The organism is Acinetobacter vivianii (assembly GCF_014635885.1).
In the GTDB taxonomy this organism is placed as follows: domain Bacteria; phylum Pseudomonadota; class Gammaproteobacteria; order Pseudomonadales; family Moraxellaceae; genus Acinetobacter; species Acinetobacter vivianii.
Map to the genome: position 1 here is coordinate 172145 of NZ_BMDR01000006.1, position 24930 is coordinate 197074.

General features: G+C 42.7%; 22 protein-coding genes. 10 read left to right on the forward strand and 12 right to left on the reverse strand.

Annotated features, from left to right (window positions below; all coding sequences use genetic code 11):
* The first annotated feature begins 103 nt into the window (after positions 1–103).
* Genes pilB through coaE form a run of 4 tightly spaced genes read left to right on the forward strand, consistent with a single transcriptional unit; the run spans position 104 to position 4540 of the window.
* The gene (pilB, locus tag IEV36_RS13750) at positions 104–1816 is read left to right on the forward strand and encodes a type IV-A pilus assembly ATPase PilB (protein ID WP_004774090.1); all 1713 of its coding nucleotides are present in this window, start codon (positions 104–106) and stop codon (positions 1814–1816) included.
* A gap of 24 nt (positions 1817–1840) precedes the next feature.
* Positions 1841–3067 (forward strand): type II secretion system F family protein, encoded by a 1227-nt coding sequence (locus IEV36_RS13755; RefSeq protein ID WP_004774089.1) that lies wholly within the window; start codon positions 1841–1843, stop codon positions 3065–3067.
* 5 nt (positions 3068–3072) lie between these two features.
* Positions 3073–3933 carry a prepilin peptidase gene (locus IEV36_RS18905; RefSeq protein ID WP_005255469.1) on the forward strand — a complete coding sequence of 287 codons (861 nt, stop codon included), beginning with the start codon at positions 3073–3075 and terminating at the stop codon, positions 3931–3933.
* Position 3934: 1 nt separating this feature from the next.
* Positions 3935–4540 carry a dephospho-CoA kinase gene (gene coaE, locus IEV36_RS13765; protein WP_005255477.1) on the forward strand — a complete coding sequence of 202 codons (606 nt, stop codon included), beginning with the start codon at positions 3935–3937 and terminating at the stop codon, positions 4538–4540.
* Here the strand turns inward: coaE and IEV36_RS13770 are convergent.
* From IEV36_RS13770 to ppnP, 3 genes are all read right to left on the reverse strand, one after another.
* Positions 4537–5448, reverse strand: a complete 912-nt coding sequence (locus IEV36_RS13770) for a DMT family transporter (protein ID WP_005255479.1) — start codon at positions 5446–5448, stop codon at positions 4537–4539. The two genes, coaE and IEV36_RS13770, sit on opposite strands and share 4 nt — an antisense overlap.
* A 31-nt stretch (positions 5449–5479) precedes the next feature.
* The gene (gene rlmB, locus IEV36_RS13775) at positions 5480–6226 is read right to left on the reverse strand and encodes a 23S rRNA (guanosine(2251)-2'-O)-methyltransferase RlmB (RefSeq protein ID WP_004774084.1); all 747 of its coding nucleotides are present in this window, start codon (positions 6224–6226) and stop codon (positions 5480–5482) included.
* 193 nt (positions 6227–6419) lie between these two features.
* A complete protein-coding gene (ppnP, locus tag IEV36_RS13780; RefSeq protein ID WP_004774082.1) occupies positions 6420–6746 on the reverse strand; it encodes a pyrimidine/purine nucleoside phosphorylase in 327 nt (108 codons plus the stop codon).
* Between the two features lie 521 nt (positions 6747–7267).
* Here ppnP and recN point away from each other — a divergent pair.
* The 3 genes from recN (at position 7268) to ruvX (ending at position 10034) form a co-directional block, all read left to right on the forward strand.
* Positions 7268–8929, forward strand: a complete 1662-nt coding sequence (gene recN, locus IEV36_RS13785; RefSeq protein ID WP_005255481.1) for a DNA repair protein RecN — start codon at positions 7268–7270, stop codon at positions 8927–8929.
* 114 nt (positions 8930–9043) lie between these two features.
* Entirely contained in the window at positions 9044–9598 is a 555-nt protein-coding gene (locus tag IEV36_RS13790) for a YqgE/AlgH family protein (RefSeq protein WP_004774079.1), read from the forward strand.
* On the forward strand, positions 9591–10034 hold the full coding sequence (ruvX, locus tag IEV36_RS13795; protein ID WP_005255483.1) for a Holliday junction resolvase RuvX: 444 nt from the start codon (positions 9591–9593) through the stop codon (positions 10032–10034). The genes IEV36_RS13790 and ruvX overlap by 8 nt, the downstream gene beginning before the upstream one ends.
* Positions 10035–10130: 96 nt before the next feature.
* Here the strand turns inward: ruvX and IEV36_RS13800 are convergent, their stop codons facing one another.
* The 3 genes from IEV36_RS13800 to IEV36_RS13810 form a co-directional block, all read right to left on the reverse strand.
* Entirely contained in the window at positions 10131–11132 is a 1002-nt protein-coding gene (locus IEV36_RS13800) for an HlyD family secretion protein (RefSeq protein WP_005255485.1), read from the reverse strand.
* Positions 11133–11195: 63 nt separating this feature from the next.
* Positions 11196–11402 (reverse strand): DUF1656 domain-containing protein, encoded by a 207-nt coding sequence (locus IEV36_RS13805; RefSeq protein WP_004774072.1) that lies wholly within the window; start codon positions 11400–11402, stop codon positions 11196–11198.
* Complete coding sequence (locus IEV36_RS13810) at positions 11395–13488, reverse strand: FUSC family protein (RefSeq protein ID WP_005255487.1); 2094 nt, start codon at positions 13486–13488, stop codon at positions 11395–11397. Before IEV36_RS13810 ends, IEV36_RS13805 begins: the two co-directional genes overlap by 8 nt.
* Before the next feature lie 434 nt (positions 13489–13922).
* Here IEV36_RS13810 and IEV36_RS13815 point away from each other — a divergent pair, with 434 nt between their 5' ends.
* Complete coding sequence (locus IEV36_RS13815) at positions 13923–14702, forward strand: IclR family transcriptional regulator (RefSeq protein WP_005255489.1); 780 nt, start codon at positions 13923–13925, stop codon at positions 14700–14702.
* Positions 14703–14911: 209 nt separating this feature from the next.
* Here IEV36_RS13815 and pgsA read toward each other — a convergent pair whose 3' ends face one another.
* From pgsA to IEV36_RS13845, 6 genes are all read right to left on the reverse strand, one after another.
* Positions 14912–15499: a CDP-diacylglycerol--glycerol-3-phosphate 3-phosphatidyltransferase gene (gene pgsA / locus IEV36_RS13820; RefSeq protein WP_005255491.1), complete on the reverse strand. Its 588-nt coding sequence runs from the start codon at positions 15497–15499 to the stop codon at positions 14912–14914.
* Positions 15500–15602: 103 nt separating this feature from the next.
* Positions 15603–16400 (reverse strand): thioesterase family protein, encoded by a 798-nt coding sequence (locus tag IEV36_RS13825; RefSeq protein ID WP_005255494.1) that lies wholly within the window; start codon positions 16398–16400, stop codon positions 15603–15605.
* Positions 16401–16504: 104 nt separating this feature from the next.
* Positions 16505–18304, reverse strand: a complete 1800-nt coding sequence (gene uvrC, locus IEV36_RS13830) for an excinuclease ABC subunit UvrC (RefSeq protein ID WP_005255496.1) — start codon at positions 18302–18304, stop codon at positions 16505–16507.
* A gap of 92 nt (positions 18305–18396) precedes the next feature.
* Positions 18397–18819, reverse strand: a complete 423-nt coding sequence (locus IEV36_RS13835; RefSeq protein ID WP_005255499.1) for a PH domain-containing protein — start codon at positions 18817–18819, stop codon at positions 18397–18399.
* Between the two features lie 90 nt (positions 18820–18909).
* A complete protein-coding gene (gene lpxO / locus IEV36_RS13840; protein ID WP_004774061.1) occupies positions 18910–19824 on the reverse strand; it encodes a lipid A hydroxylase LpxO in 915 nt (304 codons plus the stop codon).
* Positions 19825–19953: 129 nt separating this feature from the next.
* A complete protein-coding gene (locus tag IEV36_RS13845) occupies positions 19954–21042 on the reverse strand; it encodes a hypothetical protein (RefSeq protein ID WP_005255501.1) in 1089 nt (362 codons plus the stop codon).
* 483 nt (positions 21043–21525) lie between these two features.
* Here IEV36_RS13845 and fadB point away from each other — a divergent pair, with 483 nt between their 5' ends.
* Both fadB and fadA read left to right on the forward strand, forming a co-directional pair.
* A complete protein-coding gene (gene fadB, locus IEV36_RS13850; RefSeq protein WP_005255502.1) occupies positions 21526–23679 on the forward strand; it encodes a fatty acid oxidation complex subunit alpha FadB in 2154 nt (717 codons plus the stop codon).
* Between the two features lie 12 nt (positions 23680–23691).
* Positions 23692–24864, forward strand: coding sequence for an acetyl-CoA C-acyltransferase FadA (fadA, locus tag IEV36_RS13855; RefSeq protein WP_004656252.1), 1173 nt, complete (start codon positions 23692–23694; stop codon positions 24862–24864).
* The last annotated feature ends 66 nt before the right edge of the window (positions 24865–24930 follow it).

The window sequence follows — 24930 nt, forward strand, 5'->3', positions numbered from 1 at the left end:
GAATCAAGGCAAAAACGACACTTTCTCTAGTGGCATTTTTGCCTAACAAAAGTATAATTTTTAGGATACATATTATAAACATTTATTGTCATAAGGCGGACAGATGTCAGGATTACATACGTCTCCAAAGTTTTCGGGGTTTATTCGACGGTTAGTTGAAGACAGTCATCTGTCTGCGGCAACCATGCAATCAGCGATTGATGCTGCTAAAAGAGCACAACAAGACATCGTCGCACACTTAATTGAACATCATCGTTTATCGCCACTTACCATTGCTGAAACCATTGCAGCCGAGTTTGGCGAACCTCTGTTTGATCTGGCAGTCTACGATACTGCCTTGCTGCCGCGTGATCTGGCAGACAATAAGCTGATTCAGAAACATAGAGTCGCTCCCCTACTGCAACGAGGCCAGATCCTGTACGTTGCCACCAGTAACCCGACCAATATCGAAGCTCTGGATGCAATTCGCTTTAACACCAAGCTCAATATCGAACCGATCATTGTTGAACACACTAAATTAGAAAAACTGATTGAACAACAATTTGGGGATTCGGGGAGTTTTGACTTTGGTGATAGCGAAGATTTTGATCTGGATATTGATGTAAGTCAGGATCCGGCAAAAGAAGAAGACGATGCCCCACAAGGCGATGAGTCACCGATTGTTAAATATATCAACAAATTACTGATTGATGCGATTCGCATGGGTGCATCCGATTTACATTTTGAACCTTATGAAAAAATGTATCGGGTTCGCTATCGCGTTGATGGTGTACTCCGTCAAATTGCCAATCCGCCTTTACAAATGGCAACGCGTTTAGCGTCTCGTTTAAAAGTTATGTCGCAAATGGACATTTCGGAAAAACGGATGCCTCAAGATGGTCGTATTAAATTAAAACTCTCAAAAACCAAAGCCATCGACTTCCGTGTGAACTCACTGCCTACGCTGTTTGGTGAGAAACTGGTGCTGCGTATCCTTGATCCATCCAGCGCCATGCTCGGAATCGAAGCACTCGGTTACGAAGATGAGCAAAAAGCTTTATTTATGGAAGCGCTGGATAAGCCTCAAGGCATGCTTCTGATTACCGGCCCAACGGGTTCTGGTAAAACGGTCTCGTTATATACAGGTCTCAATATTTTAAATACTGAAGATACCAATATTTCCACGGCCGAAGATCCTGTCGAAATCAATCTGGAAGGGATTAATCAGGTCAACGTCAATCCTAAAACTGGCCTCACCTTCTCTGCTGCATTGAAAGCCTTCTTACGTCAGGATCCAGACATCATCATGGTGGGTGAGATTCGAGATCTGGAAACAGCAGAAATTGCCATTAAAGCTGCCCAAACAGGCCATATGGTAATGTCGACACTGCATACCAACAGCGCACCTGAAACCTTGACCCGTTTACGTAATATGGGCGTACCATCCTTTAATATTGCCACTTCGGTGAATCTGGTGATTGCACAACGCTTGGCACGTCGCTTATGCTCTCAGTGTAAAACACCGATCGACATACCGAAACAAAGCCTTTTAGAGCTTGGCTTTACTGAACAGGATATGGCTGATCCTGATTTCAAAATTTTTCAGCCTGTGGGTTGTTCTGAATGTCGTGAAGGCTACAAAGGCCGCGTTGGTGTTTATGAAGTCATGAAAGTCACGCCAGAAATTTCTAGAATTATTATGGAAGACGGCAATGCCTTACAAATTGCAGCCGCATCAGAACAAGCAGGTTTTAGTAATTTACGTCGTTCAGGTTTAAGAAAGGTGATGCAAGGAATTACCTCTTTGCAGGAAATTAACCGCGTGACAAGTGAATAAAATCAATAAAAAGGATTAATAATCATGGCAGCTAAAAAAGCGCAAATGATGCCAACTTTTGCTTATGAAGGGGTCGACCGGAAAGGAGCAAAAATTAAAGGGGAATTACCAGCTCGTAATATGGCTTTGGCGAAAGTCACCTTACGAAAACAAGGCGTCACCATTAAGAATATTCGGGAAAAACGCAAGAATATTCTTGAAGGTCTGATGAAGAAAAAAGTCACGACGCTGGATATCACCATTTTCACTCGCCAATTGGCAACCATGATGAAAGCAGGTGTACCACTGGTACAAGGCTTTGAAATCGTTGCAGAAGGTCTGGAAAATCCTTCTATGCGTGAAGTGGTATTGGGGATCAAGGGTGAAGTTGAAGGCGGTAATACTTTTGCTGGCGCCTTAAAAAAATACCCACAATATTTTGATAACCTGTTCTGCTCGCTGGTGGAATCCGGTGAACAATCAGGTGCGCTCGAAACCATGTTAGACCGCGTTGCGATCTATAAAGAAAAAAGTGAGCTGCTCAAACAGAAAATTAAAAAGGCCATGAAGTATCCAGCCACCGTTATTGTGGTGGCTGTGATTGTGACCATTATTTTGATGGTTAAAGTTGTACCTGTGTTTCAGGACTTGTTTAGCTCTTTTGGTGCAGACCTCCCTGCGTTCACCAAAATGGTGGTGAATATGTCCAAATGGATGCAAGAGTACTGGTTTATCCTGATTATTGTGATTGGTGCAATCATTGCAGCCTTTTTGGAAGCAAAAAAACGCAGTAAAAAGTTCCGCGATCTTCTGGACAAAATGGCATTGAAAGCGCCTATTTTTGGGGATCTAGTGTATAAAGCGATTATTGCGCGCTATAGCCGTACCTTAGCCACAACATTTGCCGCAGGTGTACCGCTGATTGATGCACTAGAGTCAACTGCGGGTGCGACCAATAACGTCATTTATGAAGAAGCGGTCATGAAAATTCGTGAAGATGTCGCGACAGGTCAGCAACTACAATTCGCCATGCGTGTTTCAAACCGCTTCCCTTCGATGGCAATTCAAATGGTTGCGATTGGTGAAGAGTCTGGTGCTTTAGACAGTATGCTGGATAAGGTTGCCACTCATTATGAAAACGAAGTCGACAATGCTGTAGATGGTTTAACGTCTATGATGGAACCGTTAATCATGGCTATACTTGGTATTTTAGTCGGTGGCCTCGTTGTTGCCATGTATCTACCAATCTTCCAAATGGGTTCTGTGGTCTAATACGCATGCAACAAATTATTTATTATTTTATTGAAAACCCAACTGCACTCTATCTTGCGGTTGGGCTTTTTAGTTTATGCATTGGCAGCTTTTTAAATGTTGTCATCTTCCGCACCCCCAAGATGATGGAGCAAGAATGGCATCAGGAATGCCAGATGCTACTTAATCCAGAACAGCCGATAATTGACCAAAGTAAACTGACCTTGAGTCAACCCGCTTCGACCTGCCCCAAATGCGACTCTGCGATTCGCTGGTACCAGAATATTCCTGTTATTAGCTGGTTAGCGCTGCGGGGTAAATGTGGAACCTGCCAGAATCCAATCAGTATTCGTTATCCATTCATTGAACTGCTGACCATGCTGTGCTCGCTGGTAGTAGTTGCTGTTTTCGGCCCTACTCTAAAGATGCTATTTGGTTTAGTGCTCACTTGGGTATTGATCACCCTGACCTTTATTGATTTTGACACCCAATTGCTGCCAGACCGCTTTACCCTTCCCCTAGCTGCCTTAGGTTTAGGGATCAATAGTTATGCCATTTATACCTCTGCCAGTCTGGCAATCTGGGGTTATATCATTGGTTTTTTATGCCTCTGGATCGTGTATTACATTTTCAAATTAATCACAGGTAAAGAAGGCATGGGCTATGGCGACTTTAAACTGTTAGCCGCCCTAGGTGCATGGATGGGGCCAATGCTGCTGCCTTTAATCGTGCTACTCTCTTCAATGGTGGGTGCGATTATTGGTATTATTTTGATGAAAATGCGTGGTGAAAACCAGCCATTTGCATTTGGTCCTTATATTGCAATTGCAGGCTGGATCGCCTTTTTATGGGGCGATCAGATCATGAAAGTTTATTTAGGTGGTTAATATGAGTTTTATCTTGGGTATTACAGGCGGTATTGGTAGTGGAAAATCGGCTGCTACACAATGGTTTGAATCCCAAGGTATTACTGTCGTCGATGCGGATATCGTGGCAAGAGAAGTGGTTGAGCCAGGTCAACCTACATTGCAAGCGATACAACAAGCCTTTGGCGACTGGGTTTTATTAGAAGATGGCAATTTAGATCGCAGAGCGTTGCGTGAGCATATTTTCCAGTTTCCAGAAGCTCGTCAAACGCTGGAAAAAATTACCCACCCAGCCATTCGCCAGTCTATTATTCAGCAGTTACAACAGGCCGAAAGTCCTTATGTGATTTTGGTTTCACCTTTACTTTTTGAAACCAACCAGCATGAACTCACGCATCATACCTTGCTGGTGGATGCTGATGAGCAAACCCAGTTACAACGGGCTAGTCAGCGTGATGGTCAAAGCGAAGAGCAAATTCGTAAAATCATTGCAGCACAAATGCCCCGCGTTAAAAAACAACAGCTTGCCAATGATATTGTCATCAATGATGGCTTATTAGAACATCTGCATCAGCAACTTAAGCCATTGCACTTGAGTTATTTACAACGCGCAGAACACGCCTTCTAAGGTTGTTTCTGCTGAGCCAACTGCGCAGCCAAGCTGTCTTTACGGAACCAGCGCCATGGCTGCAATGCGCCAATCCCCATCCCGATCAGGCCACAAACAATCGCGGCATTCAATGGTTCATTCAATAAAGGAACTGCAATAATCGCGGCAATAAAGGGTGCCAAGGTAACAATACTGCCTGTTTTAAATGCACCTAATCGCTCAATGGCAGCCACATAAGTCAACGTTGCCACAATAACAACCAGCACACCATGAAAAAGCCCTTGAATCAATAAATGTAGAGGTGCTGCTTCATGGAAATGTTTGGGAATAAATAGAAGATAAATGGGGAGATAGATGATTGCAGACCAGATCACCACACCCGCAGTTGCGTGCCATGCAGAGAGCTTCCACTGTTTCAGCAAAACAGTGAAAATTCCCCACCAGATTGCACTGACAAATAGAAGTAGATCTCCGACGCCCAATCCTGAGGCTTGATCATGCAGCATTAAATAGCTCATGAGTACCAAGGCACTCATCATGATGACTAAGCTCACCCAAGTATGTTTATCAAAAGGTTGCCTAAATAAGATATAGGCAGCGACGGCGGTACATAGCGGAATACAGCCATTCAGGAAAATGGCAGCATGTGCGGCTGGTGCATGTAAAAAGGCGGTATAGACGGTAAGGCAATACACCAGTCCGCCAATCAGCGCCAAAATAACGGGGCGCGGATTCCATAAAAAAGCCAGATCTTTTTTATAGATCAAAACTGGCAATAAAATCAGGGAAGCAATGGCAAAGCGCATGGCCACCAGATCCCAGACACTGACATGCCAATGTGCATTGAGGCGGGAAAAAATCGTAAATCCGCCCCAAATACACATCGTGATCAGGACAAAGAAATAGCCTTGCGTACGAGCAGTCATTTAGGCTTACATAGAACAATATGAGCTTAAATTATACACCACGTTGACGGCAGGCTTCATACAATGCCATACCTGTTGCCACACTGACATTTAAACTTTGCAGATCACCCGACATCGGGATATACACGGTATGATCACATTGTGACTGGGTAATTGGTCTTAAACCCGTATCTTCAGCACCCATGACAATCACGACAGGACCTTTAAAATCACATTGATGAATCGGCAATGCTTTTTCATCCAACATGGTACCAATCACACGGGTGTGTGTGCTGTCTTTCAGATGTGCCAAGGTTCTTGCCAGATTGGTCACTTGAATAAACTTAACTTTCTCGGCACCACCCGCTGCAACTTTACGCGCTGTCGGCGTCAAGCTTGCTGAACGATCACGTGGCACAATCACCGCCTGAACACCCATCGCTGCCGCAGTACGAATACACGCGCCAAGATTGTGTGGGTCAGTCACCTGATCAAGCGCCAGTAACAACGCATCTGGAGACTGCTGCATGAGTTCATCCAGATCTTTTTCATTCAAGGTCGGATGTGGGCGAACTGCGGCAACTACCCCTTGATGGAAAGGTAAACCAGCCAGTTTCTCCAGACTGTCACGACTGGCTTTTTGAATACTGATGCCAAAAGGTTCAGCAAGCTGCAAGATTTTTTGCAAACGCTGGTCATCTCGACCTTTTAATGTAAATAAAGTCAAAACGCGTTCAGGCTCTAACTCCAACAATGACTCCACCGAATGAACGCCATAATAATATTCAGGTTTTGCCATGAACGACCTCGTTTAGCACTTCCTCTTTTACAAAAAAGAGAATTAGGAATTTTGAAAAATAAAAATCCTGCAAAGTGACTTTACAGGTGAGGAGCGATTATAGCTCCGCAAGAATACTTAATAAAAAAATCCTGCAAAATGACTTTACAGGATTTCTATTGACTCTAGTGTACTCGATTTAGAAAGGAATAGGTTAGCCTTCTAAATGACAGACATAATCAAGTACATCGTCTGCTTCAATCAGAAAGGTACTATTGCCAGGGACATAGAATGACTGACCTGCACGGAATAATTCACTTTCTGTACTATCTGCGATTTTTACACGACATTCACCAGAAATAATTTCCATACGCTCTGGTACATGTGTTTCAAAAGTTAAAGGCTGTTCAGTGGGTAAAATTACACCTAAAGTCTTTTTTGTACCATCTTCAAATTGTACTGTATGGCTGATACATGCCCCACCAAAATACACATTCGATTTCTTGATGACCGTTACATGATCAAACTGCACTGAACTCATGCGTACTCTCCAAATAATGCCGCATTTATATTAGGTTATGCTGGACGTAGTTTAATTGTGCCGTGACAACTAATCAATCCATTTTCTGGGCTAAACATAGCAATTTTCATACCTGAGCGAAGATAAGCAAAGTGAAACTTTGCCTGAGCGCAAGACGAACAGCTTTGCTGTGAGTAAAGAGGAAAAACAAAATGAAGTTTTGTCCGAGCGCAAGACCTTGCACCATATATGGCTCATATGCTGCGAGTAGCGAGGAAAAATAAAGCATGAGAAGCATAGCTTCGTAAGGTTCGGGTGCAAGACGATGAGTGGCAAGGGACGGCCAGCATTAAGAATGTTTACCCAAACGCAAAACCTTATCTCATCCATATAAATGTTGAAGAAAAAGCCAAGAGGGCAAACACATAACAAAATAATCTTCTATCCATACAGTAAATAAGGAAAATCCTACATTCAACTCTTGTAGCAACTTTAAAACTTCTCTATCTTTAAGCAAAAGATTCTGTGCATTGGATGCGTTTATGCTCACCCATTTAACTTTAATTAATTTTGCACTCGCTGACCATTTGGCTTTAGATATTGAACAAGGCTTCAATGTGCTGACTGGTGAAACTGGCGCGGGCAAATCATTATTGTTAGATGCGCTCTCTGCATGTCTGGGTGAACGCACAGATACCAACTATGTCCGCTATGGCGCTGACAAAGCCGATGTCACAGCCGTATTTAGCTATCAAGCTGACAGTGCCGAAGCGCAATGGCTCGCCGAGCATGAACTAGATGATGATTCTAGTGAGATCCATTTAAGACGTGTGATTTTTGCCACAGGTCGTAGCAAGGCTTGGATCAATGGCCGTCCGAGTAGTTTAGCCGAACTCAAGGAAATTGGACGCTTACTGGTACAACTCTATAGCCAGCACAGTCAACAACAGTTATTAGAGCCGCCTTATCCAAAACGCTGGCTCGACCGTTATCACAATTTTGCAGAGCCCTCGAATGCCGTTCGTGAAGCATATAGCACATGGCAAAAGAATATTCGTCAGCATCAAGCCGCTTTAGATGCGCAAGCAACACGTATTCAAAAAATACAAAATCTAGAATCTCAAATCGAAGAACTTGAAGACGTGGTTCAAACCGACTATCGGGAAATTGAGCAAGAATTTGATCGTCTTAGCCATCATGAACATATCATGCAGGATTGTAGCTATAGCCTGAATGTCTTAGATGAAGCTGAGCAGAATATTACGCAGGAAGTCGCATCGATCATTCGTCGTTTAGAATCTCATGCAGGTCGTAGTGAACAGCTTGCTAGTATCTACAATGCGTTGTTAAATGCTCAAAGTGAAATCGATGATGCTACGGCGAGCTTACGTCAATTTATTGACCGTCAGAGCTTTGATCCGGAGCGTATGGAACAACTGAATGCGACCTTGGAAGTATTCCATCGCTTGGCCCGCAAACATCGCACTCAACCCGAATTACTCAAACAAGAATATGAAAGCTGGCAGCAAGAATTAGAACAGTTGCATCAACTGGAAGATCCAGAAACTTTGGCGGAGCAAGTCGAAGTTTCGTATCAGGCGTTTATGCAGAAAGCACAACATTTAGATGAGATTCGTCGTGCAGCAGCGATTCCATTAGCGAAGCAACTCACGGAACAGGTCAAACCATTAGCATTACCTGAAGCGCATTTTGAATTTAAGTTTGAGTCCTTAGAACCAGCCAATGCAGAAGGTTTAAGCTTCATTCAGTTGCTATTTACCGCAAATAAAGGGATTCCGCCTCAACCGCTGGCACGTGTTGCATCAGGGGGGGAACTTTCACGTATTGCCCTGGTCATGCAAGTCATGAATGCGGAAAAGACAGATGCTGAAGTACTGGTCTTTGATGAGATCGATGTGGGGATTAGTGGTGGTACCGCCGAAGTTGTTGGTCGCTTACTGGCTGATCTTGCACAACATGTTCAATTGTTATGTATCACCCATCAGGCTCAGGTTGCTGCACAGTCTGACCAACATCTGCTGGTGAAGAAACAACAGACAGATCCGGCCAGCAGTACCATTATCGAATTGGGCGAAGAGCAACGTATTTTAGAACTGGCACGTATGTCTGGCGGGGTCGAAATTAGCGAGACCACTTTGCAGCATGCAAGACAGTTACGTCAGCTTAAATTTCAGTCTGCCTAAGTAACGGCACAAAATATTAGAAAATAATTGGCGAAATCCGATCAACTCTTGTATGTTGATAAAAAGAACCTATATAGATAGATCAGCACAATACATTGAGGGAGAACCGCCTAGGTGACGAAACAATATCTAACTCACCGTTGTCTAATCGCCCCACCAGACATGGCCGATGACTTCTTTGCCAATACAGTCATTTATGTCGCTCGCCATGATGAAGACGGCGCTCAGGGCATTATCATCAATCGTCCTTCTGAATTACAGATCAAAGAATTACTCAATGATTTAGAAATTGATGCCGATAATGTGCATCCGCATGCCGTATTGCAAGGCGGTCCATTACGTCCAGAAGCAGGTTTTGTATTACATACAGGCCAACCAACATGGCATTCATCTATTGCTGTGGGCGAAAATGTCTGTATCACCACCAGTAAAGATATTCTGGATGCGATTGCGCATAACGAAGGTGTGGGTCGCTATCAAATCGCCTTGGGCTATGCCAGCTGGAGCAAAAACCAGCTTGAAGAGGAAATTACCCGCGGTGACTGGCTGATCTGTGAGTCGGATATGGATTTGATTTTCAATCTGCCTTATGGCGATCGTTGGGACGCGGCCTATAAGAAAATTGGTGTAGATCGTACCTGGTTTGCTTCCGAGATTGGTCATGCCTGATATGCAAACAGCTCAATCCATTATGGCTTTTGATTTTGGTACACAGAAAATGGGGATGGCAATCGGTCAATCCACTATCGAGAGTAGCAATCCCCTGCCATTATTTGCCATGAAAGATGGTATTCCAGACTGGGATAAGTTATTAAAGCTCGTCAAAGAATGGCAACCGACCTTATTTTTAGTGGGTTTACCGCTGAATATGGATGATAGTGAATCTGAATTGTCAGCTCGTGCACGGAAATTTGCCCGTCGTTTACGTCATCAGACCAATATTGAAACGTGGATGGTGGATGAGCGTCTGACCACACGCGAAGCAAGAGAAGAACTTGAATCTTATCAGAGCAAAGGTCAGGCCAAGCGATTATCGGCTGATAGTTTTGCTGCTGCATTATTAATTCAAAGCTGGTATCGCGATCCTGTCGGGATTACACCTTAAAGAAATCTATAATTTTTTTTATCATTTAGCGGCGTTCCATGCCGCTTTTTGTTGTCTCATTCTTGAATGAATTAGACCACTTGGAAACCGCATTGATTATTTTTCAATAATTCTGACTGTCGCAGTACGTCCAGAAACAAAAGCTAATGGATTATGCGGTTGCTCATCCAGTACGATTTTTACTGGTACACGTTGTGCCAAACGCACCCAGCTAAAGGTTGGGTTCACATTTGCCAATAAATTTGAACTGCCAGAGCGCTCACGGTCTTCAATCCCTGATGCAATCCCCTGCACATGACCACGAATTTGTTGACGATCCCCCATCAACTGTACGGTTGCAGTATCACCTACATGAATACGATTGAGTTTAGTTTCTTCAAAATAACCCACCACATAAAGCTGTTGACGGTCTAAAAGTGCAGCCACGGCTTGCCCGACTTTAACGTAGTTACCCACACGTAAATCAAAGTTCGATAATGTTCCATCCGCAGGTGCAACCACTTCTGAACGATGCAGATTTAATTGCGCCAAATGCAACGCGCTGTTTGCAACCTCAATCAAAGCCTGTTGTTGCAGAATAGCAGCATTGGCTTGTTCAATATTGGCAGTCAATTGCTCTTTCTCTGCGACAGCTTGATCACGCACAGCAAAGACCTGATCCTGCTCCTGTTTCGAAATCGCACCATCCATTAAGCTGGCATAACGAGCTGCATTTTTATCAGCTAATTTTTTGTTTGCTTCAGTTTTTACCAAACTGGCTTTGGCCCCTGCCAACGTGGCATGCGCTTGTGCCAAACCAGCTTTGGCTTTGGCTAAATCTGATTTGGCCTGTTCCACATCCAGTGCCTGACGTGCGACATCGATTTTAAACAGCACCTGCCCTTTTTTTACGGTCTGGTTGTCTTGCACCAGCACTTCAGTGACCAAGCCATTCACATCTGAAGCGACCTGAATCACATCACCACGAATACGGCCATCACGCGTCCACGGTGCAGCATTGTAGTAATTCCATAAATGCACAACCGTATACACTGCAACCAGCACAGCCAGTAGCAATACAATTGGACGTATGACTTTTCTCACATCAAATGCATTCATGTTCATTACCTTTACCATTTATCTTTAAATCATTAAATTTCATAGACACTTTATTCAAAACACTTAAGCCCATAACCACACGAACAACCAGTGCACCAGTAGCATGAGCCCCAAGTAAAAGCACAAATTAAAAATACTCGGGAGCGCAATCCAGCCTTTGCTGATCAGGCGATCCAGCAATGGGCCAGCAAGCTTAAACAAGACATAGGCAATAATGGCCTGTACCAAAAGAATGGGAATATAAATGCCATAAAGATTAAGTTCACCCATGAGATACACCTAAGCCATACATGTCTGAATAGCGCTGTTCTGTGGAAATATGACCAATGCTTTCGCAAATATTATTCAGCGAAATCAAGAGTCGTTGACGTAATTGAGCATCTTCAATCTGCGGTGCAATACGCTGCAAACGCGCTATTTGCTGCACAATTTCTGCGGGGAAATGATGAATTGAGAGCTGTTTCTCTTGTGCCTGAAAATACGCTGTAAGTTGCTGTTGCAACGCATTCACTTCTTGTTGTAGCTCTACCATTTGCGGCAATTTTTGGCTAATTTCTTGCAAACGCACCAGATCAACAATCGAGCTACTTTCAACCAGCGCATTTTGAATTGCCGTTTTAATTTCTGGATTTTGTACCATCTTGGTATTCAATACGCCGACACGATCTAACATACTGCGTAAATGAATTTTGAAGTCACTGCCATAAGACAGATGTAATGCCTGTCGCATCGCTTGATAATGCAAAGCTAAAATCCGTGTCGCACTGGTATCTGGAGAAACGGCACGTACTAGATCAATCACAATCAGGGAGACCATTACACCCAACACCATTGCAAATGAACTGTCCAGATAAGACACCGCATCCATGGTGTATTGGTTATGCAGATTCAAACCCATCATGGTGTTAATGCCCAATACCATACCAATTGGCATCAACATCTGATTCGCCATCATGGTCACTGCCACCAGAAATACAGGGAACAATACCAATGCCAATTGCCAGAAGTGAGTCACATGCGGGAAGATACCAAAGGCGTATAAAAATACCAGTCCTGCCGAAACAATACTGCCCCAGATAAAAATGCGTAGCACAGGCACAGGATTATCCAGCGCCGTCAAAATACAGGCGGTGATTGCGCCCATTTGCGCCATCATGAAGCCCGCTTTCCAGCCCGACAAAATCCATGCACCTGTAACAATAAAAGTGATCAGCACAGCACTAATTCCGCCACGAATCGCAATACCATGATCTCGGTGCAAACTCGGATATTTCGTAGTAATCGACGTAATTTCAGCAGGAATGTCTTTTTTACCTTGTTGAATCTGTTGCCAGATCAGTTTTACCGCCAGAATATTGGCAATAAAATGACGAACATCCATTTTCAATGCAGCCAGCACAATTTGCTGTTCAGGAGTTGCAATCGAAATCAGCTCAGCAAAATCTTCTTCGAAACGAGCAGGCAAAGCTTGTAAATCTGCTGGACTTAAAACTCTTTCCTGTTTTAGAAATGTCAAGGTGTCCTGACGAATCCGATCTAAATGTGGGGTCAGATTGGTCACTTGCATTTGCCCGAGCTGTTTCACCCGTTGAGACAAAGCCACCAGATTCGCCACCACCAATGAAACCTGATGCAGCATTTCCTGCAACGGTTTGGTCATGCCATTTAACTCACCTTTTTCATAAGCCAAATGCACAGCCAGCGCATGAATATCTGATGCATCGCGGGTAATTACCGAAAGCACCTGCGTGTAATTTTCTGGCTCTTTCTGAACCGTAATCAAACGCTCAAAGGTATTTTCCAGATCATTCAGGGTCTTATTGACACGTTGCTTGATCATGGCCCCGACATGAACAGGGAAAAATGTTGCAGAAACAACTGCTGTCGCCACTACCCCAATCGAAATTTCCAGCACCCGCGCCAAAGCGATATCAAACATATTGTAGGTATCGATATAGGTAATTGCGTTATACACAATCATTGCGGTGGAATAACCCGCCAGCATGAAGACATAACTACGTGGCGTACGGTCAAGTAGCGACACATACAAGGCAAAACCCACCCATAAAGACAGGATAATGGTAAAAAGCCACGGCGTATTAATAAAATGCGGTGTGAGCAATAATGCAATAATTGCACCCGCAACAGTTCCCACTAAACGATACACACATTTGGAAGACACCATACCTGAATAGGGATTGGCAATGATCAGGACCGTACCGATTGACCACATCGGGTTAATCAGATCCAGTTCAAACGAGATAAACAATGCCAGCATACCTGCTACAAATGTTTTGCACGCAAAGATGATGTCGAGTCGACTTGGTCTAAAAGCCAACAACTGTTTAAATAGCATGAACATGTCTCAATTTAGGGTCAGCTTGATCCTCATCACATCCATAAAAATGTGACGACTCGTCCAGACTGATCTGAAGAATTCAAATCAGGGCAATCGATAGGAATAAAACTGGATATTGGGAGTGATATACAATGCTTGTGCTTGGTATTTTTAGAGAGATTTCCCTAAAAATAATTATCCAAATAAGACATTGTGGTGTTAATTTTTTCAAAACAAAGCGAATTAGTCAACATAAATTATCACTATTTGATAATTTTTAATTTTAATCTAAAATAATGACGTTAATATTTCATCATTTTCTCAGCATCAGACTCTATTTCTTCACAGAAGAAGAGCAAATTTAAAATCCCATACACCACTTAAGCCTTTTCTGTTATAAAGCAATAAAAGTTCGGTTTTCACGTTATTTTGTAAGGAGTAGACAACGCATCATGGCAATTTCGAGTTTTGGTAAAATTCTCACCGTGCTGGATTTATTTTCAGTTTCACGTCCGATTATCAATGTCGATAATATTTGTGATGAGCTTGGTCTCTCCAAACCAACTGCCTATCGTTATTTAAAAGAACTGGTTTCTGCCGATATCCTCAAACGGATTAGTGGCACATCAGGTGACTACACGCTTGGTTCTAAAATCGCAGTTCTTGACTATATTTCGCATAGTACTGATCCACTGATTCAGATCAGTATTCCGTTTATGCGCGATATTGTAGAACGTACCGAGCTGTGCTGTTTACTCACCTATTTAAATCATGATTACTGTATCGATCTGCATCATGAAACCTTCAAGGAAGCTGAATTGATTTCATATGGTCGAGGTTGCCCACGCCCTGTTTATGTCGGTGCCTCCCCGAAGATTGTGATTGCGCATTTAACTAAACAACGGATTCAGGCTTACTATCAACAGTTCACGCAGGAACTGGCACAGGTGGGTTTTGCCAATAATGCAGATGAATTTATGCAACAGATGCGAAAAATCAAGAAACAGGGCTTCTATTTATCACAAGGTGAGATTGACCCAATGGTATGCGGTCTTTCAGTGCCGATTCGCTTCTCAAACAAAGAAGCCCCTATCGCCTTGACATTGGTTGCCTCAAAGAACCGCTTTGATTTCCTGAATATTCAAAAGCTCATCGAAATTCTACAAACCAATGCGTCTCAAATCGAACATAAGTTCGTTACGCTTTCTGAAAACCAGAATAGTCAAATTTGAGAATATTAAAAAACATTTACATTTTTCACTGTTGTAAATGCCAACAAATTCTCATATTATGATTATGTTCTTCAGCATACTCTCCCAAAGAGCATGACTTTCCTCAGAGAACTAAGCTCATCGTTGTTATGGGCTTTTTTCTTGCCTTAAATTTTTCATCCCATAAAAAAAGCCCTCTCAATAGAAGGCTTTTCGTATTCAAATCATGCTTAAGGCTGTTTTAAATATGGCCAAGCTGCTTTCATATAAATAAACATCGACCATAATGTTAAAATGACCGCAGCATAGAGCAAGGCATAGGCCCAGATCTCTAAAGGTTTCCAGTTCAACAGGAATACACTGATCGCGATCATTTGAAAGGCTGTTTTGTATTTTCCGACTGTTGAAACCGCAACACTGGTACGCGCACCGAGTTCCGCCATCCATTCACGCAAGGCAGAAACAGTAATCTCACGGGAAATAATCACAATCGCAGCAAACGCCATAGAAATGGTCGGTTGCCATTGCACCAGAACGATCAAAGCCGCTGCAACCATTAACTTATCTGCCACTGGATCAAGAAAGCGCCCAAAAGCAGAAGTTTGATTCAGGGTTCGTGCCAAATAGCCATCAAACCAGTCGGTCACCGCTGCCAAAACAAAAATCGCAGTCAGTACCATATGGCGCATCATTCCCCCATGATGCTCAGCAATTCCAATTGCTGGTGGCCAATAGGCAATCACCAAAAACACGGGAATCAGGGCAATACGTGCCAAGGTTAAGATATTAGGAATGTTCAGGATTTGCCCTGTGCTCATAAACACCGCCATGTTGTTCGCATCAAATGCAGTTTGCACAAAGGATGTGCTGAGATTGTATTCATGTGTAGGCAACTTTATACGAAATGCACCGCAGTGTCGACTAGGCAAAAACCGCAACTGTTTGTCTAAGCACCGCAATTAAACGGTTTTCACGATTCCAGAGATAGGCATATTCGGTGGAATAACCATGTTCTGCGTACTCTGTCACAACTTTATATTTAAACCAGTCTTGTATCTGCTCCGCCACAGGATGTAAATAAGTAATCTGCCATGTCAATGAACTTGCGGGTGCAGGTGTCTTGAACATCGGCAATACACCAGGCGGCCATACATCCATTAATGCAAACAGATCAGGCAATTGCATCGCACGGTTCTGATGCAAATCTGGTGAAAAACGACTCCACCCACCGAAGTCAGGCACTTTGCTGCCTGCCATTGGATAACTGCCTTCAGCCCAGCACAATTCGAAATGCTGTAAGCATTCAGGCATGAGTCCTTCAATATAAAATGTTTTATCGAGTTGCTCAGGCGTAGGATAATCAGGTACTTGTGGCAGATTTTCGACATGAATTCGGGACTCACGTGGCGAACCAAAGCTGGCAATCAAGATACTTTGCACCGCTTCGTCTTGCCACAATCTTACTTCAAGCGTAGTCACGGACTTACCTTCACGTAAGATTTCCGCGGTAATTTTTGCTTGTCCTTGCTGTACAGGCCCTACAAAAGTGATATTACAGCTGAGCAGTTGCTTTGCCGCATCTTGTACGACCGATAAAGCTTTCTGGATCAGAATGCCTGCGACCAGACCGCCAAACACCGTGCGACCTTGCAGCCAGCCTGACGGGATATCAATCCATTCTTGTTGTTCAACCTGCTGATAGAGCGGAAGCAATGACATCATTTTTCCTTGATGATCCAAACATCCTATCTTTGAATGTTTTTAGTGATTTGTGAATGATCATTGATACAACCTCATCAGGACGATTGAGTCAATTGAACCTTTTATTCATGCAGAATTTTATAAATTGTTCGCGCCATCACTTCGCCCAAACCCGGAACCAACATTAACTCTTTTTCAGAGGCTTTTAATACCCCTTGAATACCACCAAAATGGGTGAGCAAATCACGTCTACGTTTTGGCCCTAAACCGGGAATCGCTTCCAATACTGAACTACTACGACGTTTATCGCGCTTAGCCCGATGTTTGGTGATCGCAAAACGGTGAGCTTCATCGCGAACCTGTTGAATCAGATGCAATGCTTTATGATCTTCTGGCAATTGAATCTTGGTGCCATCGGTAAAATGTAGCGTTTCCAACCCCGGCTTACGTCCTTCACCTTTAGACACACCAATCATAAAAGCGTCGAGTTGCAGTTCCTGCATCACCTCCATCGCCATATGCAACTGCCCTTTACCGCCATCAATTAACAGCAGGTCTGGCAGCATATTCTTCTTATAACGACGAGTCAGGGCTTGGCGCATTGCCGCATAATCGTCCCCACCAGTAATATCCTGAATGGCAAACTGACGATAATCGCGTTTTCTTGCGCCGCCCTGATCAAACACCACACACGAAGCAATCGGTGCTTCACCCATGGTATGACTAATATCAAAACACTCAATACGATCGATTGGGCGTCCGACCACCTGCTCCAACTGATGAAAACGCTCATTCAGTTCCAGATGATTACTCAACTTGCCTTTAATCGCATGTTGCACATTCATTTGCGCCAGCTCAAGCCATTCCGCCCGAGTTTCACGCACTTTATGCTTGATCTGGACCTTTTTATTAAAGGTTTGCTGCAAGGCCTCTTCCAGTTGTGCCTTGTCAGGAATGTCGATATTCACAATCAATTCAGACGGCACTTCATCTGCCACCTGAAAATAAAAGTTTGCCATAAAATCACTGAGCATCTGCCCCAAATCATCGCCCAGCATATCTGGAAAATAACTTTTTCCGCCCAGCATACGCCCATTACGGACATGCATGATCTGCACACAGGTCACACCAGCCTGATAGGCAATCGCCAGAATATCGGCCTCACCCTTAATTTTAAACACCGCTTGCTGAGCTTGGACTTCACGCAATAAACCTAGACGATCACGATAGAATACGGCTTTCTCAAATTCTAGTGCCTCTGCAGCCTGCTCCATTTTCCCGATCAGTTCCTGATTCAGCTCTTTGGTATCACCTTGCAAGAAACGAATCGAGTTATCGACATCTTCTTTATAATCTTCAGGACTAATCAAGCCCACACACGGCGCAGTACAGCGTTTAATCTGATATTGCAGACATGGGCGTTTGCGCTGTGAAAAATAGCTGTTTTCACACTGACGTACATTAAATAGTTTTTGTAAAACCAATAAGGTATCTCTGGCACTATAGGCACTGGGATAAGGCCCAAAGAACTTACCAATCTGATGCTTGCCTTTCCCCCGCCCACTGGCGATCCGTGGATAAGGTTTATCCGCAGAAACAAAGATATAGACATAAGACTTATCATCCCGCAACATAATATTGTAGGGCGGACGATGCAGCTTAATCAGGTTTTGTTCGAGTAATAATGCTTCCGTTTCAGAGCGAACCACCAGCGATTCAATATCATAAATACGGGCCACCAAGGCCTGCGTTTTAGGATGATCAATGGTTTTTACAAAATAGCTCGAGACACGATTTTTCAGGTTTTTGGCTTTGCCCACATACAGTAGTTCACCATCCTTACCTAGCATTTTATAAACGCCAGGTAACTGGGTCATATGCGCCAATATTTTTTCAATATGTTCTCGAGCGTTTGGGTTCACGGCATGCCTATTCTCTCTATTTACACCACATGATGTGATGCTTAGGAAGATTTTTTCAAGTTTTAAATGTGAATATCCTGTAAGTACAACGCTTATCTAGAAGTTGAACGTGTTTTATTAAGTGCCTTGCAGAAAACATCTTTATCTTTAGGTGAAATCAAAATATGACTTGCCACACCATTTTTATGATAATCAATGCGTAAACGATCTAAAGATAAAGCAGGAGATGAAATGAGGTTATGACTTTCCGAGATTTTGATAATGTCTGACTGATTGATTTGCCACTTAAATACCATTGAATGAATCATTAAGTGCTGTTCTGTCACGATATAGCGTGTATTCAGAATTGGCCACCATAACAATGCAATGGTTAAAAAATAAAGTAGCGCATGTTCAGGATATTCCTGCATCGTTCCCTTGATATACATGGTCCACAAAAATTGGAGCAATAAACCTGTGGTTGCGATGACCACACCCCAAAACCACCAGTCGATTTTGGAACGGAATACTTGCATATGAGCTTCCAAATAATGTTGATGAATTCAAATATCTTATCGCAATCCCCCATAAAAAAACGCCCTTACGGGCGTTGATTTAATTCGAACTTAAAATACGTAAGGACGAATAAAAATAAGGAAGAACAAACCAAGCATAATGAACCACTTCAAGAAGTAGTACAGTGAACGATTCGACTTCTTCAAGGCTTTGGCTTTAATACGGATCTGGTAAATATAACCAAAAGCCTTGTTTAAGCCACCTGTCTGGTCACCCGCTTCATTTGGTGAACTCGCCGCCGTCATCACTTTCTTACCAAACCAGTGATTAAACTTTTCCATAAAACGTGTTTTTAATGGACGTTCAACATCAGCAAAGAAAATGATACGGTTTTGATCCGTGGTGTTTTCAGCATAGTGAATATAAGTTTCGTCAAACACGACACTTTCACCATCACGCCAAGAATAACGCTCACCATCCACATCAATAAAGCAGCGGTCATCATTCGGTGTGATTAAGCCCAAATGGTAACGTAATGAACCTGCATAAGGGTCACGATGGCGAACCAAACGACTGTCTGGCGCAAGTTCAGTAAACATTGCAGCTTTAATAGTCGGTAATGTTTTTAATAAAGCCGTTGTTTTTGGGCAAAGCTCAGCTGCTGATGGATGTGCAGAGTCATACCATTTCAAATAGAAACGTTTCCAGCCTGTTTTAAAGAATGAGTTAAACCCCAAGTCATCATAAGTACTTGATGCTTTAATCCCACCTTTGTCATACAAGGCTCTTGCTTCATCACGAATCATTTCCCAGTTTTCATCAAGGATTTTTAAATCCTTAAAATGCTGTGTGTCGATATACGGCTGATTCGGCACTTTGGAAAACATGTACATTAAAAAGTTAATGGGCGCGAGAATCGTCGAATGGTCAAAAAATTGACGATAAAACGAATGCTTCACTTTCCCACGACGCTGAATATACAATGCAGAAATGATAAAAATCGCTAATATGATCCACTTAATCATAGACTATTGCTTTAGCTTTAAAAAAATCAGCGCTATTTTAACACCGTATTTATTGATTCAAACAAGAATTGCATAATTTAAATAGATCGACAGGTATACGGGTGCTCCACATACCTGTCTAAATAGAACTTATTTTTTGACTTTACTTAGAACGTTATCCATAGATTTAGCAGCTTCTGCATTGTAATAGTCACATTGGCTACGCATTTTTGCGTCTACTGATGCCATGAACTGATCTTCTTTTGCTTTACCTAAAGGAGCAACGACACTTTTAAACCACTCTGTGTCCCTGAATTGTTTTTTCAGGTCTTCTACGAACTCATCGGTATTCCATTCTGGTTTTTGCGGATATGTGTGGTAGACCTTGCCCTGATATTCAAGTGCAAACTGATAATATTCAGGCGCTGAAGGATCATCATTATGCTCTAAGAGTGAACCTATTTTAATTTTTCCCCATACCTCGACATCTGGTACTGTTTGCTTAGTATAGCCAGCATCAAATACTTTATCAGCCCAGTCCTGTAAGACTTTGGCATCCAGAACTTCAAAAGAAGTATTCGGTTCAAACTCGAAGAAAAATTGATTAGAGCTAAATGCTTGTGTCTGTATGCACTTTGCCCCTTTTGGAAATTTATCAGAAATCTTCACCAATTGGCTTGATACTGCCCCCATATCAGGCGAGCCTCCATTATTCACTTCAAACTCGTACATAGAGATCAGTGCTGGAGCAAACTGACCAACGATTCTTACCCCCTGAAGATCAATTTCCTTCACCTTCTGAGTAAATTTCAAATCGTTAAAACCAGCTTGGTTATAGGGTGAAGTTACCCAAGTCGTTGAGGTCATTGAATGAATAAAACTATCGCGAATGCCCCGATCTGCACGATAGCTTTGTTCCGTTTCGGGAACATATAAGCCATTGGTTTCAGTTACGTAGTGATTATAAAAGATAGGATTTTTTGTTTTCTCAAGCAGAATTCCCTTCTCAATATTCCACTCTGATTTATCAAAATCTAACTTTTCCTGTTCATAATCAATATCAACTGAATATCTAAATAATTTAGCTTCCCCGTTCGGGAAAAGCTCAGCCTTGACTTCGTTAGAGTTAGAATTATTACTGTTAGAGTTTGAGTCGTTACTAGATGAAGACCCACCACCTCCACATGCGCTGAGCATCAATGGAAGCATTGCCAAAACAACAAATTTAATTTTTAACATAATATTACTTTCTTAAACATTTTTATAACATAAAGTTTATCTAAAGAGAAAAAAATAGACAAGTCTTTCTGTCCAGTGTTTATAAATTGACCTAACTTATTTAATAAAGAACTTTTCTTTGTTATTTCCTACTCATAAATAAGTCGAAATTTATATAAATAACACTCGATTTAGCGCGCTTATCTCCATCGTTAAAAACGACATATTGTTAAAATATCGCAGCGGTTTTTAGGAGATAAATAAAGCTTTATAGAAGCCTAAAAAATGAATAAGAAAAAGATAAAATTAATTATTTTCAAAAACATAAAATTAAAAACAGGATAACAAAAACAAATGATGACCCTAGCGTCACGGCTTGATACAACTTGTTATGTCCTTTTTGGATATAGTTATCGTAAGATTAGCGAAGCTTTTTTGTGTGCCGAACTGCACATACGCTTTATGACATCCACTTAGAATCCTCCACAACAAGGGAGATCAGGCATGATCCACGCTGGCAATGCCATTACCGTCCAAATGCTTGCGGACGGAATTGCAGAATTCCGCTTTGACTTACAAGGTGAGTCGGTTAATAAATTTAACCGTGCAACCATCGAAGACTTCCAAGCAGCAATTGCTGCAGTGAAAGCCAATAACGATATTAAAGGCTTAGTCGTAACTTCTGGCAAATCAACATTCATCGTTGGTGCTGATATCACTGAATTTGGCGACAACTTCGCTGCTGGTGAGCAAGCGATCGTTGATTGGCTTATGCCTGTACATGAAATCTTCAATAGCTTTGAAGACTTAGATCTACCTAAAGTTGCTGCAATCAATGGTACAGCGCTAGGTGGTGGTTTTGAAATGTGCTTGGTGTGTGACTACCGTGTAATGTCAGAACAAGCGCAAGTTGGCCTACCAGAAATCAAACTCGGTATCTATCCAGGTTTTGGTGGTAGTGTACGTTTAAGCCGTTTAATCGGTATCGACAATGCCGTTGAATGGATGGCAATGGCGAACCCGAAAAAACCAGCTGCTGCATTGAAAGACGGTGCTGTAGATGCGGTTGTTGCTGCTGACAAATTACAAGAAGCTGCGGTTGATTTAGTTAAACAAGCCATTGCTGGCCGTTTAAACTGGAAAGCAAAGCGTCAAGAAAAATTAGATGCAATCAAATTGAACCCACTTGAACAAATGATGGCGTTCAATACGGCGAAAGGTGCGGTCCTTGCGAAAGCAAACCCTGCTCAATACCCTGCTCCAAAATTATTGCTTGATTCTTTACAAGCAGGCGCAAGCTCAACCCGTGATGACGCATTAAAAGCTGAAGCACAAGGTTTTGCAAAAGCTGCGATTACTCCACAAGCAGGTGCATTGATTGGTTTATTCATCAATGACCAAGTCGTGAAGAAAACTGCGAAAAAATATGAGAAAGGTGCTCATCCAGTCAACCAAGCTGCTGTTCTAGGCGCTGGTATCATGGGTGGTGGTATTGCTTACCAAGCGGCAAGCAAAGGCACACCAATCATCATGAAAGATATTGGTAACCCACAGCTTGCATTGGGTATGAAAGAAGCGAATGGCTTGCTCACCAAGCAAGTTGAGCGCAAGAAAATGAAACCTGCGCAAATGGGTGAAACACTTGCTCGCATCCGTCCAACTTTAAGCTATGACGAGTTTAAAGAAGTGGATATCGTGATCGAAGCAGTGACTGAAAATCCAAAAGTAAAAGAAATCGTACTTGCTGATACTGAAAAGCATGTTCGTGAAAACACGATTATTGCATCTAACACCTCTACGATTTCAATCACACGTTTGGCGAAAACTTTACAGCGTCCTGAAAACTTTGTAGGTATGCACTTCTTCAACCCAGTACACATGATGCCATTGGTAGAAGTGATTCGTGGTGAAAAGACTTCTGAAGAAGCAATCGCAACAACTGTGGTACTTGCTCAAAAAATGGGTAAAACACCAATTGTTGTTAACGACTGCCCAGGTTTCTTGGTTAACCGCGTATTGTTCCCTTACTTTGGTGCATTCGACCTTCTTGTAAAAGATGGTGCGGATTTCCAACAAGTGGACAATGTGATGGCGAAATTCGGCTGGCCTATGGGCCCTGCATACTTGATCGATGTTGTTGGTATCGATACAGGTGTTCATGGCGCAGAAGTGATGGCTGAAGGTTTCCCTGACCGTATGAAGCCAGACTACAAAGGTTCGATCGAAGCGATGTATGAAGCAAAACGTCTTGGTCAAAAAAATGACGTTGGTTTCTACAAATATGTGTTAGATAAGAAAGGCAAGAAAGCGAAAACTGTTGATCCAACAGCATACGAAATCATTGCACCATACGTGACTGGTGAAAAACGCGAGTTTGATAATCAGGAAATCATTGACCGTATGATGCTTGCTTTCTGTAACGAAACTGTTCGTTGCCTAGAAGACAAGATCGTTGCAACTGCTTCTGAAGCAGACATGGCAATGATTATGGGTGTTGGTTTCCCTCCATTCCGCGGTGGTCCATGCCGTTACATCGACCAAACAGGTGTTGCTGAATACGTTGCGCTTTGCGACAAATATGCACACTTAGGTAAGGCTTATGAAGCGCCACAAATGTTGCGTGACATGGCTGCTAACAACACAAAATTCTACGGTTAAGGAGCGACGTGAATGGCTACTTTAAATCCACGTGACGTTGTGATTGTTGATGGCGTTCGTTCTGCCATGGGCAAATCACGTAACGGTATGTTCCGCAATGTACGTGCCGACAGTTTATCTGCTGAATTAGTACGTGCACTTGTTGCTCGTAACCAGTTTGATACCAACGAAGTTGAAGATGTAATCTGGGGCTGTGTAAACCAAACTTTAGAGCAAGGTATGAACATTGCTCGTAACATTGGCTTATTGGCTGATATTCCAAAAACTGCTGGCGGTCAAACAGTAAACCGTCTTTGTGGTTCTTCTATGCAAGCAATCCACACTGCTGCAGCTCAGATTGCAACCAACCAAGGTGATGTATTCATCATCGGTGGTGTAGAGCACATGGGTCACGTCGGTATGATGCACGGCATTGACCTCAACCCAGAAGCGTCTAAACACTATGCAAAAGCATCTAACATGATGGGCTTAACGGCTGAAATGTTAGGTCGCATGAATGGTATCTCTCGTGAAGAGCAGGATGCATTCGGTGTTGAATCTCACCGTCGTGCTTGGGCTGCAACTCAAGAAGGTCGCTTCAAAAACGAAATCGTTGGTGTTGAAGGTCATGATGCAAACGGCTTCAAAATCCTTTGCGACATCGACGAAGTAATTCGTGCTGATGCTAACCTTGAAGCATTCAAAGCATTGAAACCTGTTTTCGATCCTAAAGGTGGTTCAGTAACAGCAGCAACTTCTTCTGCTCTTTCTGACGGCGCATCTGCAATGTTATTGATGTCTGCTGAACGTGCTCAAGCATTGGGTTTAAAACCACGTGCTGTGATTCGTTCAATGGCCATTGCGGGTTGTGATGCTGCAATCATGGGTTACGGTCCAGTACCTGCAACTCAAAAAGCGCTTAAGCGTGCTGGTTTAACCATGGCGGATATCCAGACTATCGAATTAAACGAAGCATTTGCTGCTCAAGGCTTATCAGTCATGAAAGGCTTAGGCGTTTATGAAAAGCAAGACATCATCAACTTGAATGGTGGTGCAATTGCATTGGGTCACCCATTGGGCTGTTCTGGTGCACGTATCACAACAACCTTGTTGAACGTGATGGAACAACAAGATACACAAATCGGTCTTGCGACCATGTGTATCGGTCTTGGTCAAGGTATCGCGACCATTATCGAACGTGTTTAATCGACACTGAGATAAGAAGAAAATCCCCGCACTTTGCGGGGATTTTTTTATTACCAGAATCAAATT